Raw genomic sequence first — 14,965 nt, 5'->3', positions numbered from 1 at the left:
GGTCAGGAGGCGGGCCCGGCCGCCCTGCGGAGGTTGGAGATGCAGGCGCCGATGGCCTCCTGGAGCTCCTCCAGGCGCTGGAGCATGTCGTCCTCGTAGATGTCGTCGATGTCGTCGACATCGTCGAAGGTCAGCTCCTCGAAGACCTTCGTCGCCCGCTGGAGACTGCTGTAGAACTTCGTACGGCGCTCCTGGACCCGCAGCTCGGGGTCGGCCTCGACGGTCTGCACGACGAGGTTCTTGACGGTGTCGTACGCCTCGGCGGCCCACTGCCCCGCCTCCTCGTCCTCGTCCAGCTCGTCGATGAGGGACAGGTGCCGCTCCGCCTCCGCGCGCAGCTCGGCCGGGGCGTCGATGGTCTGCCCGGCCGGCGTCTTGACCTGCCCGTTCTCCACGATCTGGCGGACGTAGCCGATCCGGTCGGCGGCGCGGGTCTCGGTGGCCACCGCCTTCTTGAGGTCGTCGGTGCGGGCGATGTCCCGGGCCAGCTCCGTCTGCAGCGCCGGGTCCTCCTTCAGCCGGTCGAGCAGCGCCGTCCGCGCGGCCTGGGCGGTGGAGGGGTCGGCGAGGATCGCGGCCCGCAGCGCGGTGGGGTTCTCGGCGACCTCCAGGGCCTTGGTCGGCCGGATGCCCTCGGCCTCGGCCGCCGCCGTGATGGCGGTCCCGCGCTCGGACGCGGAGCTGGAGCGGGAGGAGTAGTACGACAGCCAGGCGTCCGAGTCCGGCAGGTCGACGTCCTCGCCCGGGGCGAGCACCTCGAAGTGCGGGACGAGACCGTCGTCGGCCGCCCGGTCCCAGGCCTTGTAGTAGCGCATGACCCGTTCCGGGGAGCACCCGGCGAGTCCGGCGAACTCCTTCGCGGAGATCTTCGGGGTCTCCCCCGCCGCCTGCCCGCCGGGGCGCACGCTGCGCGCCACCTTCAGGGCGAAGGTCCAGCCGCCGGTGCGGGCGTAGACGCCGAACTCCCGCGCGTCGAGCGAGACGCGCTCGTCCACGGGGCCCGCCGGCGCCTCGTCCGGAGCGTCTCCCGGAGCGGCGGGCGCGGGCACGGAGCCGGCCGGGGCGCCCTCGTCGGAGGCGGCTCCCTCGTCCCAGAAGTGCTCCTCGGCGGAGGTGTCGTCGGTGGGGGGAACGGTCGCCTCGGGTGCGGCGCTCGCTACGGACACAGGGAACTCCCCAGATCAGTGCGGATGACACAGACAGAACGAGCAGCCTATATGAGCCCGTTCACTCGGCTTTGTGCTCGCGCCGGAGCGGCTCGGCACGGGTGCCGGGAGCCCGAACCCCGCGGTGACGCAGATCACCGCGAATGCCCCCATCCCGGGGAACACCGACAGGTAGTCGCCCGTTGAACAAACCGTGGGTGCGGATGGGACAGTGTCCCCGGGCCTCACCTATTGCCCACAGGGACGATCAGTCCGGCTGAAGCCCTGTGGAGCGTCTCGCCGAGAGGCGACCGCCATGCGTGCCCACATCAGGACCGCCCCGACCGTGATCCCCCCGTCCGGTCGGGGCACTTCTGTGTCCGGCCGAGGACGCCCGCCGGAGCGAGGTCGACCGGGCGGCCGTGTCCGCTTGACTTGGAGTGCGCTCCAATTCGTAGCGTGCTGGGCATGAGCACTGCACAGCACAAGATCGGCTCGGGCTTCGGCACCACGAGCACCGCCGACGACGTCCTGCACGGCATCGACCTGGGCGGCAAGCTCGCGCTCGTCACGGGCGGCTACTCCGGCCTCGGCCTGGAGACGACCCGGGCGCTCGTGAAGGCGGGCGCCCGCGTGGTCGTGCCCGCCCGGCGGGTGTCCGTGGCACGGGAGGCGCTGGCCGGACTCGACGGCGTTGAGGTCGACGAACTCGACCTCGGGGACCAGGACAGCGTGCGCGGCTTCGCCGAGCGGTTCCTCGCCTCGGGCCGCCCGCTCGACATCGTCGTCGACAGCGCCGCGATCATGGCCTGCCCCGAGACGCGGGTGGGTCCCGGCTGGGAGGCGCAGTTCGCGACCAACCACCTGGGTCACTACGCCCTCGTCAACAGGCTCTGGCCGGCCATCGCGCCCGGCGGCGCCCGCGTGGTGTCCGTCTCCTCCGCCGGCCACCACTACTCCGGCATCCGCTGGGACGACGTGAACTGGCGGGAGGGCTACGACAAGTGGGAGGCGTACGGCCAGGCCAAGACGGCGAACGCCCTGTTCGCCGTGCACCTCGACCGGCTCGGCCGGGACACGGGCGTACGGGCCTTCTCGCTCCACCCCGGCGGCATCCTCACCCCGCTCCAGCGCCACCTCCCCAAGGAGGAGATGGTCCAGCGCGGCTGGATCGACGAGAACGGCACCCCGCTGAACCCGCAGGGCTTCAAGACGCCCGAACAGGGCGCGGCCACCCAGGTGTGGGCGGCGACCTCGCCGCAGCTCGCCGGGATGGGCGGGGTGTACCTGGAGGACTGCGACATCGCCGAGCCCGCTCCCGCGGACGGCACGCGCACCGGCGTGTGCGCGCACGCGACGGACCCCGAGCAGGCCGCGCGGCTGTGGCGGCTGTCCGCGGAGCTGACCGGGGTCGACGCGTTCGCGTGAGCCCCGACCGCGTTCAGCGGGAGGCGAACTCCCGCAGATCCGCGGTGAGCCGGGCGGCGTGGGTGGCGAACAGGCCGTGGCCGCCGTTCCGGCCCGGCCATGGCCCACGGGCAGGTCGGCCGGCTCCGGACGGGACGGAACTACGCCCGGCGGTCCGCCCGTTCCCGCTGCGGTAGGACCGTGTACTTCGGGTCCTCGGCCGAGGCGACGCCCGCCGCGAAGACGCCGAAGCGGGTGCAGACCGATCCGGCGAGGAGGGCGAGTCCGCCCACCGCGGCGGCGCCCCGGGAACGGCCGCCGAGGAGGGCGCCGCCGAGCGCCCCGCCCACGGTGAGGGCACGCGCGGCCCGCAGCAGCGTGCCCGCCCTGCCCTCCCGGTAGGTCTCCGCGACCATGCCGAGCCGCTTCTCCGCGGCCCGGGTCGCCGCGGTCTCGCCGAGCGCCGCGAGCACCGCGGCGCAGCGGGCGGGCGCCGTCTCCCGGGCGGGGGCGACGACGAGGGCCATGCCGGCGGCGGCCGCCGTCGCGGAGGACACGAAGAGGTACGGCAGTTCGCGGTGGGCGCCGTGCCAGGCCGGTACGGCCGTGTCCGCCGCGAGGACGGCGGTGTAGGCGGCGACGGCAGGCCCGAGCAGGGCGGCGGCGCCGGTCGCGGCGGCCCCGGTCCGCGGCATCCGACCCGTCACGGCGCAGGCCGCGGCCGCCCCCGCGGCGGGTCCGTACGCGGACAGCAGCCAGGAGCCGACGCTCATCGGGGAGGTCGGTTTGAAGACCCGCAGCATGTTGACGAAGCGGTCCGGCCGCCCCAGGTCGTGGACGAGGGCCGCCGCGGAGAGCGAGACCGCTGCGAGGGAGGAGACCTTCAGCGCGGTCGCCGTGGTGGTGCGCCCGGTCAGCTGGGCGCCGGCCGCGAGCACCGACCCGGCCCCGGCGAGCCCGCCGAGGAAGAAGTACCCGGCGATGTCCCGCGGCTCCCAGGACGGTGCCTTGATGACGGGACGGCCGTAGTAGGACTCGAACTCGGCGCGCGGGACCATCAGTTGCTCCCCGCGGCGGCCGCGTCGGCGCCGCCGTCCCGGTTCCTGTTCCCGCGTCTCGGCGGAGCCGGAACTGGTCATCGGCGTCCCTTCCCGGTCACGGCGAACGACAGCGCGATCCCGCCCAGCAGGGACAGGGCGGCGGCGCCCGCGTGCTTCCACATCGCGGGCAGGTCCCGGGTGGTGACGACCGGGTCCGGGGGCAGCCCGTACACCTCGGGCCGGTCCAGGAGCAGGAAGAACGCGCCGTCGCCGCCCACCCCGTCCTCCGGGTCGTGTCCGTAGAGGCGGGCGTCGGCGACGCCCGCCTCGTGCAGCTGGTCGACCCGCAGCGCGGCCCGCTCGCGCAGTTCGTCCAGGGGACCGAACTGGATGGACTCGGTGGGGCAGGCCTTGGCACAGGCGGGTTCGCCGCCCGCGCCGAGCCGGTCGTAGCACATGGTGCACTTGAACGCCCGCCCGTCGTCCGGGCGTTGCTCGATGACGCCGTACGGACAGGCGGGTACGCAGTAGCCGCAGCCGTTGCACACGTCCTGCTGGACGACGACGGTGCCGAACTCGGTGCGGAACAGGGCGCCCGTGGGGCACACGTCCAGGCACGCGGCGTGGGTGCAGTGCTTGCACACGTCCGAGGACATCAGCCAGCGCATGCCGTCGCCCTCGGAGGCGGATGCCGGAGCCGACTCCGGCTGCGCGAGCGGGAGTTCGGTCCGGCCGTCCGGGCGGGGCGGCTCGGCCGGTGCGGTCCGGCGCGGCTGCTCGACGAACGCCACGTGCCGCCAGGTCGACGCGCCGAGCGCCTGCGTGTTGTCGTACGACATACCGGAGAGGGTCAGGCCGTCCTCCGGGATCGCGTTCCACTCCTTGCAGGCCACCTCGCACGCCTTGCAGCCGATGCAGACGGAGGTGTCGGTGAAGAAGCCGACCCGTTCGCCGCTCATGCGCGGGCCTCCGTTCCGGTGGTCTCGGTGATGCCCGCGCGCCGGCGGTACTCGGCGACCAGGCGCGGCAGTTCAGGGCCGCGCGGGCGGCGGCCGGGACGGATGTCGGCGGTCAGCGCCTTGTCCTCCTGGATGTGAGCGTTGGGGTCGAGCGCGATGGCGACCAGCTCGTTGGCCGCGTCTCCGGTGGCCACGCCGTTGGGGCCCCAGTGGAAGGGCAGCCCGATCTGGTGGACGGTGCGGCCCTGCACCTTCAGGGGGCGGATCCGCTCGGTGACCATCACGCGCGCCTCGATGGCGTTGCGCGCGGTGACGACGGTGGCCCAGCCGCCGTGCTCCAGTCCGCGTTCGGCGGCGAGCTCCGGGGAGACCTCGCAGAAGAACTCCGGTTGCAGCTCGGAAAGATAGGGCGACCAGCGGCTCATGCCGCCCGCGGTGAAGTGCTCGGTCAGCCGGTGGGTGGTGACGATGTACGGGTAGACGTCCGCGCCCGGTTCGTCGCCGCTCGGGTGGTAGCGGTTGCCCTCGCGGGGCAGCAGCTGGCGCACCGGGGAGCGCGGGGTCGACGGGTACAGGGCGTTGGTGAACGGCGAGTCCTGCGGCTCGTAGTGGGTGGGCAGCGGCCCGTCCTCCAGGCCGGCGGGCGTGTAGAGCCAGCCCTTGCCGTCGGCCTGCATGATGAACGGGTCGTCGCCGCGCAGCGCGTCGGGCCCGGTGGCGTCCTCGTCGGGCACGAAGTCCGGGGCGCGGTCGGGCACGAAGTCCGGGACGTCGCGGCCGGTCCACCGGCCGGCCTCCGGGTCCCACCAGACGTGGGCCTTGCGCTCGCTCCACGGGGTGCCGTCGGGGGCGGCGGAGGCGCGGTTATAAAGGATGCGGCGGTTGGCGGGCCAGGCCCAGGCCCATTCGGCGGCGACCCAGTCCTGCTCGCGCCCGGGCTTCCGGCGGGCGGCCTGGTTGACGCCCTCGGCGTAGACACCGCAGTAGATCCAGCAGCCGCACCGCGTCGAGCCGTCGTCCTTCAGCTCGGTGTACGCGCCGAGCGGACTACCGTCCGCGGCGTGGCCGTTGATCTCGGCGAGGACGGCGTCGGCGACGGGTTCGTCCAGCGGGCCGGTCACCGGGTAGTCCCAGGTGAGGTCGAGGACGGGACGGTCCATCGGGTCGGTGGAGCCGGCCAGCTTCTCCCTGACCCGGCGGCCCAGGTGGTACATGAACCACAGGTCGCTGCGCGCGTCACCCTCGGGTTCGACGGCGGGGTGGTGCCACTGGACCCAGCGGTTGGTGTTGGTGAAGGAGCCCGCCTTCTCGGTGTGCGCGGCGGCCGGGAAGAAGAACACCTCGGTGCCGATGTCCTCGGTGCGCAGCTCGCCGCTCTCGATCTCGGGGCCGTCCTGCCACCAGGTCGCCGACTCGATGAGGGAGAAGTCACGGACCACCAGCCAGTCGAGCTTCGCCATGCCGAGGCGCTGCAGGCGGGTGTTCGCGGAGCCCACCGCCGGGTTCTCCCCCATCAGGAAGTAGCCCTTGCAGGTGCCGTCGAGCTGCGCCATGACCGTCTCGTACGTGGAGTGGGAGCCGGTGAGGCGCGGCAGGTGGTCGAAGCAGAAGTCGTTCTCGGGGGTGGCCGCGTCGCCGTAGTACGCCTTGAGGAGGCTGACGAAGTAGGCCCGCATGTCGCCCCAGAAGCCCTTGTCGGTCCGGCTGGCGGCGACGAAGGAGTCGAGGTCGATGTGGGCGTGGGCGTGCGGCATGGGCAGGTAGCCCGGCAGCAGGTTGTAGAGCGTCGGGATGTCGCTGGAACCCTGGATGGAGGCGTGGCCGCGCAGGGCCTGGATGCCGCCGCCGGGGCGCCCGATGTTGCCGAGCAGCAGCTGGAGGATGCTCGCGGCGCGGATGTACTGGGCGCCGACCGAGTGCTGGGTCCAGCCGACGGCGTAGCAGAAGGCGCTGGTGCGGTCGCGGCCGGAGTTGGACGTCAGGTCCTCGCAGACCCGCAGGAAGGTGTCGCGGGGTACGCCGGTGATCTCCTCGACCATCTCGGGGGTGTAGCGGGCGTAGTGCCGTTTGAGGATCTGGTAGACGCAGCGCGGGTGTTGCAGCGTCTCGTCGCGCGGCGGGCGGGGGCCGGTGCGGGCGCCGCCGGAGCCGTGGGTCTCGGAGCCGCCGAGCGTCCCGACCCGCTCCTCGTACTGCTCGTCGACCTCGCCGGTGGGCTGCTGGACGTCGATGCCCTCGTACTGCCAGGTGCGCGGGTCGTAGTGCCGCTCGGTCTCGTCGAGTCCGGAGAACACCCCGTCCAGGTCCTCGGTGTCGCGGAAGTCCTCGCGGACCAGGAAGGAGGCGTTGGTGTAGTTGAGGACGTACTCGCGGAAGTCCTTGCCCTCGGTGAGGACGTGGTTGATGATCCCGCCGAGGAAGGCGATGTCGGTGCCTGCGCGGATCGGGACGTGCAGGTCGGCCAGGGCGCTGGTGCGGGTGTAGCGCGGGTCGACGTGGATGACGCGGGCGCCGCGCTTCTTGGCCTCCATGACCCACTGGAAGCCGACGGGGTGGGCCTCGGCGAAGTTGGAGCCCTGGATGACGATGCAGTCCGAGTGCTGGAGGTCCTGCATGAAGGTGGTGGCGCCACCGCGTCCGAAGGAGGTGCCGAGTCCGGCGACGGTGGAGCTGTGGCAGACCCGGGCCTGGTTCTCCACCTGCACCACGCCGAGGCCGGTCAGCAGCTTCTTGATGAGGTAGTTCTCCTCGTTGTCCAGCGTCGCGCCGCCGAGGCTGGCGATGCCCATGGTGCGGGCGGTGCGCATCCCCTCGTGCTCCCACTCCCAGGTGTCGCGCCGGGTGCGCACGACCCGCTCGGCGACCATGTCCATCGCCGTGTCGAGGTCGAGCGGCTCCCACCCGGTGCCGTACGGGCGCCGGTAGAGCACCTGGTGGCGGCGGGCGGAGCCGGTGGTGAGCTGGAGGGTCGCGGAGCCCTTGGGGCACAGGCGGCCGCGGCTGACGGGCGAGTCGGGGTCGCCCTCGATCTGGACGACCTTGTCGTCCTTGACGTACACCTGCTGGCCGCAGCCGACCGCGCAGTACGGGCAGATCGACCGGGTCACCCGGTCGGCCGTGTCGGTGCGCGGTCGCAGCTGCTCCGTGTGCGGCGAGGTCGCGGCGGACCCCCGGGCCAGGCGGTCCTCTCCGGTGAGCTGACGGTAGACGGGCCAGCGGCGCAGCCGGTCGGACACACCCATGGACGCTCCCTGTCGGGGTCAGGCGGAGGACTCTTCGGGACCGGGGTGCTCGGGGTGGACGGTGTCCGAGCGGTCGCCGCCCTGTCTGCCGGTGCCCGCCTCGTCGGTGTCGGGCACGTCGGAGCCGGACTCGTCCTCGTCGTCCGCCTCCTGGGCGAACGGAGCGACGTCCCAGGGGTCCTCACCCTCCTGGACCTGCTGGTCGGGCAGGTCGCGCGGGATCGGATCGCCGGTCTCGCCGGGACCCTCCATCCGGTGATCGGTCACAGCGCTCTCCATTCTTCGGCAGGTCGGCGCGGCCCGCACACGCTGAGGGGCCACCCGTCGGCGAGGCGCGGGTACCGCACCGCTCCCCGGCGAAACCCCGTGCCGAGGATCAGTGCGGGGCGCGCTCCTCCAGCGCGGTGCGCCAGGCGGGTGAGCGCCCCTCGCTCACGGTCTCGGCACGCCGGCCGCCGCGGGCGAAGAAGTCGGCGAGCGGCAGGATGGCCGCGCCGACCGTGACGGCGTCCGGGCCCAGCCGTCCCAGGTCGATGGTGACGTGCTGGGCCGGGTAGCGCAGGGCGTAGGAGGCGGCGTAGCGCCGGACGGCGGGCAGGAAGCGGGAGCCGAGCTGGAGGCCGGCCCAGCCGCCGATGAGGATGCGCTCGGGCTGGAAGAGGTTGATCAGGTCGGAGAGGCCGGCGCCCAGGTATTCGGCGGTCTCCTCCAGGACGGCGAGCGCCACGGAGTCGGGGGCCTCCTCGCCGGCCGGGTAGGCGGCGGCGAGCATGGCGGTCAGGGCGGTCTCCTCGTCGACGCCCTCGGGGGGCCGTCCGCCCTCCTCGCGCCAGCGGTCGAGCAGCGCCTCGGCGCCGGCGTAGGCCTCCAGGCAGCCCAGGGCGCCGCAGCGGCAGCGGCGCCCGCGGACCCGTACGGTCAGGTGCCCCCACTCCACGGCCCGGCCGTGCTCGACCTCCTCGGTGACCAGGCAGGCGCCGACGCCGGAGCCGAAGAGGACGACGGCCGCGTTGCGGGCGCCGCGTCCGGCGCCGAACCACATCTCGGCCTGGCCGAGGGTCTTGGCACCGTTGTCCGTGAAGTACGGGACGGAGTCGGGGAGTTGGCAGGCCGAGCGGAGCAGGGACTCGATCGGGACGGCGTCCCAGCCGATGGTCTGACCGTGCACGACGGCGCCGCGCTCGGCGGTGCGGGCGACGATGCCGGGGACGCCGACACCGACGCCGAGGAGGCGTTCCGGGGCGAGGTCCGCCGCGGCCAGGACCTCGGCGATGCCGTCGCAGATGTGCCCGACGATGACGTCGACGTCGTATCCCTGCTGCTCCAAGGGCCGCTCGGTGCGGGCGAGTTCGGTGAGGGTGAGGTCGAAGAGCTCGACGCGGACGCGGGTCTCGCCGACGTCGACGCCGATCATGTGGCCGCTTGCGGGCGCGACGCGCAGCAGGGTGCGCGGGCGGCCGCCGTCCGAGTCGACGCTGCCGGCCTCCTCGACCAGCCCGTCGGCGAGGAGCTCGGCGACCACGTTGCTGATGGAGCCGGAACTCAGTCCGGTGGCCGGGCCCAGTTCGTAGCGGCTCATCGGCCCGTCGAAATACAACCGTTGCAACACGGCGGTGCGATTGCCCCGCCGCAGGTCACGCACTGTTCGCCCGTTCCGCCCCGCCATGTGGGTCCCTTCCGGTCCGCCCGACCTGCAAGATACCCCTGCGCGAAGGCTTGACGCGACTTTCTTCCGGGTCTTAACTCACGTCCTAAATTAAGCCATGAGGGTCGTTCGGGAAGTGAACGCACGCCCGGCCCCCTCACGGCTGGTTCTCCGGAAAGGGACACCAGAGCCATGCGCAGATTCCGAGCCGCGGCCGCCGGTGCGGTCACCGTCTCCATGCTGACCGCCGTGACCGCCTGTGGCGGCGGCTCGTCGACGGGCGGGGGCGGGTCCAACGACTCGCCGAAGACGCTCACCTACTGGGCCTCCAACCAGGGGCCCAGCGTGGAGGCGGACAAGAAGATCCTCACGCCCGAACTGAAGAAGTTCGAGAAGCAGACCGGGATCAAGGTGAAGCTGGAGGTCGTGCCCTGGTCCGACCTGCTCAACCGCATCCTGGCGGCGACGACCTCCGGTCAGGGGCCGGACGTGCTCAACATCGGCAACACCTGGTCCGCCTCGCTCCAGGCGACGGGCGCCCTGCTGCCCTGGGACGACAAGAACTTCGACAAGATCGGCGGCAAGGACCGCTTCGTCGACTCGGCGCTCGGCTCCGCGGGCGCGTCCACCGCCGACCCGGCCGCGGTCCCGCTGTACTCGATGGCGTACGCCCTCTACTACAACAAGAAGATGTTCGCCGACGCGGGCATCTCCAAGCCGCCGGCGACGTGGGACGAGATGGTCGCCGACGGCAAGAAGATATCCAAGAACGACAAGTGGGCGCTGGGCGCCGAGGGTTCGAACCTCTCCAACAACATCCACCAGGTCTTCGTCCTCGCCAAGCAGCACGGCGCCGACTTCTTCGACGCCGAGGGCAAGCCCGACTTCACCTCGGACGGTGCCGTCGCGGCCGTCAAGCAGTATGTCGACCTGATGGCGAAGGACAAGATCGTCGCGCCCGGCAACGCCGAGTACGCGCAGAACCAGTCCCTCCAGGACTTCGCCAAGGACAAGACCGCGATGGTGCTGTGGCAGACCGCCTCGGCCACCTTCAAGGCGCACGGCATGAGCGACGACGAGTGGGGCGTCGCTCCCGTCCCGGTCCAGTCCGGCACCCCGGGCACCGGGACGGCCACCAACTCGATGGTCGCCGGCATCAACATGGCCGTCTTCAAGAACACCAAGAACATCGACGGCGCCACCAAGTTCGTGAAGTTCATGACCAGCGACGGCGAGCAGAAGATCCTCAACAAGACGTACGGATCGATCCCGCCGGTCAAGGCGGCGCAGGCGGACCCGGCGTTCAACACCCCGGCCCTCGCGGTGATCAAGGACACGCTCGCCAAGAGCGCGGCGCCGCTGCCGCAGGTCGCCGACGAGTCGCAGTTCGAGACGGCCGTGGGCACGGCCGTCAAGGAGCTCTTCGCGGACGCGGCGGCGGGACGGGCGGTGACCACCGCCTCGGTGAAGGCCAAGCTCGCCAAGGCCCAGCAGCAGATGCCGAAGAAGTGAGCGTCTCGATGACCGCGACGTACGACGGGGGCGGTCGGCCGCCCTCGGTGACCGTGACTGCAGAAGCGAGTGCTCCATGACCGTGACCGCTGCCCCCGAAGCCGGGGAGCGGGCGGTACGCAAGGACTCCCCCGGTGCGGCGCGCGGCCCGCGCCGCACCGGGCGGATCCGCCGTATCGGGCTCCCGTACCTGCTGCTGCTCCCCGCGCTGCTGCTCGAACTCCTGGTCCACCTGGTGCCGATGGTGATCGGCATCCTCATGAGCTTCAAGGAGCTCACCCAGTTCTACATCCGCGACTGGGGCACCGCGCCCTGGACGGGCCTGGACAACTACCGCCTGTCGGTGGACTTCGACGCGCCCCTCGGGCAGTCGCTGCTGCACTCGTTCTGGGTGACGTGCGCCTTCACGCTGCTGTCCGTCGGCCTGTGCTGGCTGATCGGCACGACGGCCGCGGTGTACCTCCAGGAGACGTTCCGCGGACGCGGGCTGCTGCGGGCGATCTTCCTGATCCCGTACGCCCTGCCCGTCTACGCGGCCACCATCACCTGGGCGTTCATGTTCCAGCACGACAACGGCCTGGTGAACCACGTGCTGCACGACCAGCTCGGGCTCACCGACAAACCGTCCTTCTGGCTGATCGGCGACAACAGCTTCTACGCGCTGCTGACCGTCTCGGTCTGGAAGGGCTGGCCGTTCGCCTTCCTCATCGTGATGGCGGGCCTGCAGAACATCCCCAAGGAGCTGTACGAGGCCGCCTCGATCGACGGCGCCGGCATCTGGCAGCAGATCCGCCGGATCACGCTGCCCTCGCTCCAGCCGGTCAACCAGGTGCTCGTGCTGGTGCTGTTCCTGTGGACGTTCAACGACTTCAACACGCCGTACGTGCTGTTCGGCAAGGCGGCACCCGAGGCCGCGGACCTCATCTCGATCCACATCTACCAGTCGTCGTTCGTGACCTGGAACTTCGGCACCGGATCGGCGATGTCCGTACTGCTGCTGCTCTTCCTGCTCGTCGTGACGGCCGTCTACCTCGTGGTGACCTCCCGGGGAAGGAAGACCGCCGATGTCTGACACCGTCCGCGCACCCCGGTCGCCGATGGCGGCCCCGCGCTCCTTCCTCTGGTCGCGCCGGATCTTCCTCACCCTGCTCACCGGCTTCGTCCTGCTGCCGGTGTACGTCATGCTCTCCAGCTCGCTGAAGCCGCTGGAGGACGTGTCGGGCAAGTTCCGCTGGCTGCCGAGCGGGCTCACGATCCGGCCGTACATCGACATCTGGTCGACGGTCCCGCTCGCCAGGTATTTCGTGAACTCGCTGATCGTGGCGGGCGCGGCGACGGTCTGCTCGGTGACGATCGCGGTGTTCGCCGCGTACGCGGTGAGCCGCTACCGCTTCGCGGGCAAGCGGGTGTTCACCGTCACCGTGCTGTCCACCCAGATGTTCCCGGGCATCCTGTTCCTGCTGCCGCTCTTCCTGCTGTACGTGAACATCGGCAACGCCACGGGCATCGCGCTGTTCGGCTCGCGCGGCGGCCTCATCCTCACGTATCTCACCTTCTCGCTGCCGTTCTCGATCTGGATGCTGATCGGGTACTTCGACTCGGTGCCGCGCGATCTGGACGAGGCGGCCATGGTGGACGGCTGCGGGCCGCTCGGCGCGCTGTTCCGGGTGGTCGTGCCGGCCGCCATCCCCGGCATCGTCGCCGTCGCCGTGTACGCCTTCATGACCGCGTGGGGCGAGGTGCTCTTCGCCTCGGTCATGACCAGCGACGAGACCCGCACCCTGGCCGTCGGCCTGCAGGGCTACGCCACCCAGAACGACGTGTACTGGAACCAGGTCATGGCCGCCTCGCTCGTCGTCAGCGTCCCCGTGGTCGCCGGGTTCCTGCTCCTGCAGCGCTACCTCGTCGCCGGGCTCACCGCGGGAGCCGTCAAGTGACCGGCTCTCCCCCTCCCGAAAGGACCTCCGTGACCATCGACCTCGCCGCCTTCCCCGATGACTTCCTGTGGGGCACGGCCACGTCGGCCTACCAGATCGAGGGCGCCGTCGCCGAGGACGGCCGCTCCCCCTCGATCTGGGACACCTTCTCGCACACCCCCGGCAAGATCGACAACGGCGACGACGGGGACCTCGCCTGCGACCACTACCACCGCTGGCGCGAGGACATCGGGCTGATGCGGCAACTGGGCACCAACGCCTACCGGTTGTCGATCGCCTGGCCGCGCGTGGTGCCGGGCGGCGACGGCCCGGTCAACGCCAAGGGGCTGGACTTCTACGACGGGCTGATCGACGCCCTCCTGGAGGCGGGCATCACGCCGTCCGTCACCCTCTACCACTGGGACCTGCCGCAGGTGCTCCAGGACCGCGGCGGCTGGCCGGAGCGCGACACCGCGCACCACTTCGCCGCGTACGCCTCGGTCGTCGCCGAGCGCCTCGGCGACCGCGTCCAGCACTGGACCACCCTCAACGAGCCGCTGTGCTCGGCGTGGATCGGCCACCTGGAGGGCCGGATGGCTCCCGGCTGGACGGACCTCACGGCCGCGGTACGCGCCTCCTACCACCTGCTCCTCGGCCACGGCCTCGCCACCCAGGCGATCCGCGCGGCCTCCCCCGGCGCCCAGGTCGGCATCGTCAACAACCTCTCCAGCGTCGAGCCCGCCACCGACCGCCCCGAGGACATCGCCGCGGCCCACCGGCTGGACGGGCACACCAACCGCTGGTGGCTGGACCCCGTCCACGGCCGCGGCTTCCCCGCGGACATGCGCGAGGTCTACGGGGTCGAACTCCCCGAGCAGCAGGGCGACCTGGAGACGATGGCGCAGCCGCTGGACTGGCTGGGCCTGAACTACTACTTCCCGTCCGCGGTCGCCGACGACCCCGCCGGGCCGGCCCCCCGCGTCCGCACGGTCCGCCGGCTCGGCGTCCGCCGCACCGCCATGGACTGGGAGATCGACGCGGCGGGCATCGAGAGCCTGCTGCTGCGCCTCACGAACGAGTACGGAGCCCGCAAGCTGTACGTCACCGAGAACGGCTCCGCCTACCCGGACGTCGTACGGCCCGACGGGACCGTCCACGACCCGGAGCGCACGGAGTACCTGGAGCAGCACCTCGCGGCCTGCGCCTCGGCGGTCCGCCAGGGCGCGCCGCTGGCCGGGTACTTCGCCTGGTCCCTCCTGGACAACTTCGAGTGGGCCTACGGCTACGACAAGCGCTTCGGTCTCGTGCACGTCGACTACAAGACGCAGAAGCGGACCGTGAAGGGCACCGGGCACCGGTACGCGGACATCATCCGCAGCCACGGGGGCCTGCGTCGGAACGCGGCCTGACACCGACGGCGGTCGCCGCCCCCGCGCACGGCGCGGGGGCGGCGACCGCCGTTTCGTTTCGCCTCCTCCTGCGGGAAATCCATTCGCCCGTCGGCCGGGTCGCTATGTAGCTTAGGTGTGAACCTAGTCATCCTAGGTTTTTCTCGTAGTCGTACGCACACCTCAGGAGCCCCCGTGAGACCGCTCACCGAGCAGGACATCCGCACGTCGTTCATCAACTGCTCGAAGGGCGAGGCGAAGCGCCTGGCGGTGCCCCGGGACCTGGACGAGCGCCCCTGGGAGCACCTGGACTTCCTGGGCTGGCGAGATCCCGGGGCACCCGACCGCAGCTACCTCGTCACCGAGCACGCGGGCCGGCTCACCGGCGTGACGCTGCGCTTCCCCTCGTCCCGGCGGGGGCTCCTGCACCGGAGCATGTGCTCGCTCTGCCTGACCACGCACCCGGGCAGCGGCGTCTCCCTGATGACCGCGCGCAAGGCGGGCGCGGCGGGCCGCGACGGCAACTCGGTCGGGATCTACATGTGCACCGACCTCGCCTGCTCGCTCTACGTGCGGGGGAAGAAGGCCCCGGAGCCGGGGGGCCGCTTCGAGGAGAGCCTCACCCTGGAGGAGCAGATCGCCCGGACCGTGGGCAACCTGTCCGCCTTCCTGGCGAAGCTCTCCGGCTGACCGCCCGGGTCCCGGCGCGGG

At 71.7% G+C, this 14,965-nt stretch carries 12 protein-coding genes; 6 read left to right on the top strand and 6 right to left on the bottom strand.

From position 1 onward, the window contains the following. Positions 1-2: 2 nt before the first annotated feature. Positions 3-1,166 carry a hypothetical protein gene (locus tag ACZ4VA_RS31745; protein WP_468083430.1) on the bottom strand — a complete coding sequence of 388 codons (1,164 nt, stop codon included), beginning with the start codon at positions 1,164-1,166 and terminating at the stop codon, positions 3-5. 447 nt (positions 1,167-1,613) lie between these two features. Here ACZ4VA_RS31745 and ACZ4VA_RS31740 point away from each other — a divergent pair, with 447 nt between their 5' ends. After that, on the top strand, positions 1,614-2,573 hold the full coding sequence (locus ACZ4VA_RS31740; protein WP_468083428.1) for an SDR family NAD(P)-dependent oxidoreductase: 960 nt from the start codon (positions 1,614-1,616) through the stop codon (positions 2,571-2,573). Positions 2,574-2,713: 140 nt separating this feature from the next. Here ACZ4VA_RS31740 and nrfD read toward each other — a convergent pair whose 3' ends face one another. From nrfD to ACZ4VA_RS31715, 5 genes are all read right to left on the bottom strand, one after another. Next, positions 2,714-3,691: an NrfD/PsrC family molybdoenzyme membrane anchor subunit gene (gene nrfD / locus ACZ4VA_RS31735; RefSeq protein WP_356172642.1), complete on the bottom strand. Its 978-nt coding sequence runs from the start codon at positions 3,689-3,691 to the stop codon at positions 2,714-2,716. Beyond that, positions 3,688-4,551, bottom strand: coding sequence for a 4Fe-4S dicluster domain-containing protein (locus tag ACZ4VA_RS31730; RefSeq protein WP_356172639.1), 864 nt, complete (start codon positions 4,549-4,551; stop codon positions 3,688-3,690). The genes nrfD and ACZ4VA_RS31730 overlap by 4 nt, the downstream gene beginning before the upstream one ends. Further along, complete coding sequence (gene fdh, locus ACZ4VA_RS31725) at positions 4,548-7,793, bottom strand: formate dehydrogenase (protein WP_356172636.1); 3,246 nt, start codon at positions 7,791-7,793, stop codon at positions 4,548-4,550. The genes ACZ4VA_RS31730 and fdh overlap by 4 nt, the downstream gene beginning before the upstream one ends. Positions 7,794-7,811: 18 nt before the next feature. After that, on the bottom strand, positions 7,812-8,060 hold the full coding sequence (locus ACZ4VA_RS31720; protein WP_356172633.1) for a hypothetical protein: 249 nt from the start codon (positions 8,058-8,060) through the stop codon (positions 7,812-7,814). A 109-nt stretch (positions 8,061-8,169) separates the two neighbouring features. After that, a complete protein-coding gene (locus tag ACZ4VA_RS31715) occupies positions 8,170-9,459 on the bottom strand; it encodes an ROK family transcriptional regulator (protein WP_468083425.1) in 1,290 nt (429 codons plus the stop codon). Between the two features lie 171 nt (positions 9,460-9,630). Between ACZ4VA_RS31715 and ACZ4VA_RS31710 the strand changes: the two genes are divergently transcribed. The 5 genes from ACZ4VA_RS31710 (at position 9,631) to ACZ4VA_RS31690 (ending at position 14,944) form a co-directional block, all read left to right on the top strand. Continuing rightward, positions 9,631-10,950 carry an ABC transporter substrate-binding protein gene (locus ACZ4VA_RS31710; RefSeq protein WP_355783511.1) on the top strand — a complete coding sequence of 440 codons (1,320 nt, stop codon included), beginning with the start codon at positions 9,631-9,633 and terminating at the stop codon, positions 10,948-10,950. A gap of 76 nt (positions 10,951-11,026) precedes the next feature. Next, complete coding sequence (locus ACZ4VA_RS31705) at positions 11,027-12,022, top strand: carbohydrate ABC transporter permease (protein ID WP_355783508.1); 996 nt, start codon at positions 11,027-11,029, stop codon at positions 12,020-12,022. Further along, positions 12,015-12,887, top strand: coding sequence for a carbohydrate ABC transporter permease (locus ACZ4VA_RS31700; protein ID WP_355783505.1), 873 nt, complete (start codon positions 12,015-12,017; stop codon positions 12,885-12,887). Before ACZ4VA_RS31705 ends, ACZ4VA_RS31700 begins: the two co-directional genes overlap by 8 nt. 29 nt (positions 12,888-12,916) lie before the next feature. Continuing rightward, complete coding sequence (locus tag ACZ4VA_RS31695; protein WP_356241521.1) at positions 12,917-14,275, top strand: GH1 family beta-glucosidase; 1,359 nt, start codon at positions 12,917-12,919, stop codon at positions 14,273-14,275. Between the two features lie 174 nt (positions 14,276-14,449). After that, entirely contained in the window at positions 14,450-14,944 is a 495-nt protein-coding gene (locus tag ACZ4VA_RS31690) for an FBP domain-containing protein (RefSeq protein ID WP_468083421.1), read from the top strand. Positions 14,945-14,965 lie beyond the last annotated feature (21 nt).

This window comes from Streptomyces sp. NPDC028308 (assembly GCF_055565855.1).
Note: the sequence above shows the minus strand (reverse complement) of the source record. Positions and strands in the feature narration are given on the sequence as shown.

Coding starts and splice junctions, on each gene's coding strand:
- ACZ4VA_RS31740 (WP_468083428.1), top strand. CDS start 1,614: ATGAGCACTGCACAGCACAAGATCGGCTCGGGCTTCGGCACCACGAGC.
- nrfD (WP_356172642.1), bottom strand. CDS start 3,691: ATGACCAGTTCCGGCTCCGCCGAGACGCGGGAACAGGAACCGGGACGG.
- ACZ4VA_RS31730 (WP_356172639.1), bottom strand. CDS start 4,551: ATGAGCGGCGAACGGGTCGGCTTCTTCACCGACACCTCCGTCTGCATC.
- fdh (WP_356172636.1), bottom strand. CDS start 7,793: ATGGGTGTGTCCGACCGGCTGCGCCGCTGGCCCGTCTACCGTCAGCTC.
- ACZ4VA_RS31715 (WP_468083425.1), bottom strand. CDS start 9,459: ATGGCGGGGCGGAACGGGCGAACAGTGCGTGACCTGCGGCGGGGCAAT.
- ACZ4VA_RS31710 (WP_355783511.1), top strand. CDS start 9,631: ATGCGCAGATTCCGAGCCGCGGCCGCCGGTGCGGTCACCGTCTCCATG.
- ACZ4VA_RS31705 (WP_355783508.1), top strand. CDS start 11,027: ATGACCGTGACCGCTGCCCCCGAAGCCGGGGAGCGGGCGGTACGCAAG.
- ACZ4VA_RS31700 (WP_355783505.1), top strand. CDS start 12,015: ATGTCTGACACCGTCCGCGCACCCCGGTCGCCGATGGCGGCCCCGCGC.